Origin of the sequence: Massilia genomosp. 1 (genome assembly GCF_011682185.1) — a bacterium.
In the GTDB taxonomy this organism is placed as follows: Bacteria; Pseudomonadota; Gammaproteobacteria; order Burkholderiales; family Burkholderiaceae_D; genus Telluria_A; species Telluria_A rubra.
Genome location: NZ_WHJF01000238.1, coordinates 1 through 2,078, shown reverse-complemented (window position 1 = coordinate 2,078; position 2,078 = coordinate 1). Strand labels below are relative to the sequence as shown.

Below are 2,078 nucleotides of genomic sequence, written 5' to 3'. Positions count from 1 at the left end.
CGCGTCCGGGTTTCGACAACACCAGCGCTGCGGCGCCGAGCGAGGTGCCGATCACGCCAATCCGTTCACCCGGCTGTTCGTAAGTGCCCCATGAACCCCAGGCTGTTCAGGGAACCGTTTCGCTGGCTAAATCATGGCTATGCAAATTCCACGGCAACAGCGCCTCCACCTCGTCCACCGTCGTCGCCAGCGGCAAGCTGCGCATGACGCGTCGCAGCCATGTGTATGGCTCCAGGCCATTCGCCTTTGCCGTCTCGACCAGCGAGTAAATGACTGCGCTGGCATGGGCGCCCGCCGGCGTATCGCTGAACAACCATGCTTTGCGTCCAATCACGAAGGGTCGGATCGCGTTCTCGCATCGGTTGTTGTCAATTGGGAGGTCGCCGCGCTCGGTGTAGCGCGTCAAGCGGTTCCAGTATTTATGCATATAGGCCAGCGCCTTGCCCAGCGCGCTTTTCGGCGTGACCGTAGGCAGAGTCTTATCCATCCACGCCTTCAGTGCCTCCAGGGCCGGTATGCTCAGGCGTTGGCGCGCGAGCGTGCGTGCCTCCACGGTGACGTCCGCATGCTCGCTCTCGATGCCGTACATCTTACCTATCAGCTCAATCTCATCTTCGGCGCGCCCGCGCTTGCCCTTCGGCTGCACCCGTGCCGCTTCTACGAAGCGTCTGCGGACATGGGCGAAGCACACCAAGTGCTCGACACCCTCGATATGCGCCAGCTTGGCATAGCCGGTGTAGCCGTCAGTCATCAGGTAGCCGCGGTAGCCGTCGAGCAGGCGCAGCGGCACCTGGGCGCCGCGGCTGGCATCGTAGTCGTACAAGACCACCGGCTTGCCGGGCGGCCCGCCGGTCTGCACCCACATATAGCTCTGCGTGCTGGCCTTTCGCCCGGCCTCCTTGAGCACCTGCACCACCGTCTCGTCCATGTGGATGACGGCGCCGTCGAGCAGCGCGTCGCGCATCAGGTTGTGCAGCGGTTGCAGCAGGCGACCGGCACCGCTGGCCCAGCGCGCCAGCGTCTGGCGCGGCACCGCCGCGCCATGGCGCTCAAGCACGTTCTCGAAGCGCGCCAGCGGCAGGCCGTCGACGTACTTGACTGTCAGCAGCATGGCGAGGAAGTCGGCGCTGGCGTTGCTCTTGGGCAGGGGCTGGGCCGGCAACACCGCCGTCACCGGCGCATGCTCGCTGCCCGGGCAGCCATAGCGCTTGCGGATGTGGCGCAGCACGCGTATCTGCATCGGCACGATGTCGAGTTGCTCGCTCACATCCTGGCCGATCTCGACCATTGGCGTGCCGCAGGGGCAGGTGCGTTCGTCTTCGGGCACGTCATGGACGATGTCGACGCGCTTCAAGGCCTCCGACAAGGGGGCGCGCTTGCCGCGCGCCTTGGGTTGCTTATCCTGCGCCGCGTCGGCCGCCGGTTGCGCCGCTGGGGTGGTGGCGGGCAGGGCGGCGATATCCTGCTCGTCCGTGCTCGACTGCGCCAGCACCTCGGCCTCGTCGAACAGTCGGCCCTGGCAGGCCAATTGCTCGGAGCTGGCACCGAACATCCTGTGGCGCGCCAGCACGGATTGTTCGATCATGCGAATGATGTAGTCGTGCGCCTCGCGCATGGCCACTTGCCGCGCTTCGTGCAGGGCCTGCTCCATCGCCTGTTGCATGGCCTGTTGAGCGGCGGCCATGGCGTCTTGTTGCGCCTGGAGCAGCCGCTTTAGCGCATTGACATCGTCGGGCAATACCGCTGGCAAAACGAACTCGGGGAGCTCAATTTCGGGCGGCTTCGGCGGCGATTTCAACGGGGTAAAAGGCATGTGTCATTTTACCAAATCCCCCTATGAAACCGAAGTGAAATGCAAGGTTTTATGAGGTGAATTTCGCCATAAATCGAAGCCTTCCAGAAGCCATTCGAACTCCTGCAAGGTGATCGTCTGCGCGGATGTGTCGCCGTCCTTCGGCCAGGCGAATTTGTCCGCCTCGAGCCGCTTGAGCCACAGGCAAAAACCGTTGCGGTGCCAGTACAGGACCTTGATCTTATCGCGCTGGCGATTGATGAACACGTCCAGGGCGCTGCCGAAA

Annotated in this window: 2 protein-coding genes; both read right to left on the bottom strand. The window is 63.8% G+C overall.

What is annotated here, in order from left to right:
- Positions 1–106: 106 nt before the first annotated feature.
- On the bottom strand, positions 107–1,813 hold the full coding sequence (gene tnpC, locus F1735_RS33170; protein WP_373888628.1) for an IS66 family transposase: 1,707 nt from the start codon (positions 1,811–1,813) through the stop codon (positions 107–109).
- Positions 1,814–1,834: 21 nt separating this feature from the next.
- A partial coding sequence (gene tnpB, locus F1735_RS33165; protein WP_167241211.1) for an IS66 family insertion sequence element accessory protein TnpB occupies positions 1,835–2,078 on the bottom strand: 244 nt, incomplete at its 5' end.

Bases quoted from the DNA above. Each gene is read 5' to 3' on its own strand.
- tnpC (WP_373888628.1), bottom strand. From the start codon at position 1,813: ATGCCTTTTACCCCGTTGAAATCGCCGCCGAAGCCGCCCGAAATTGAG.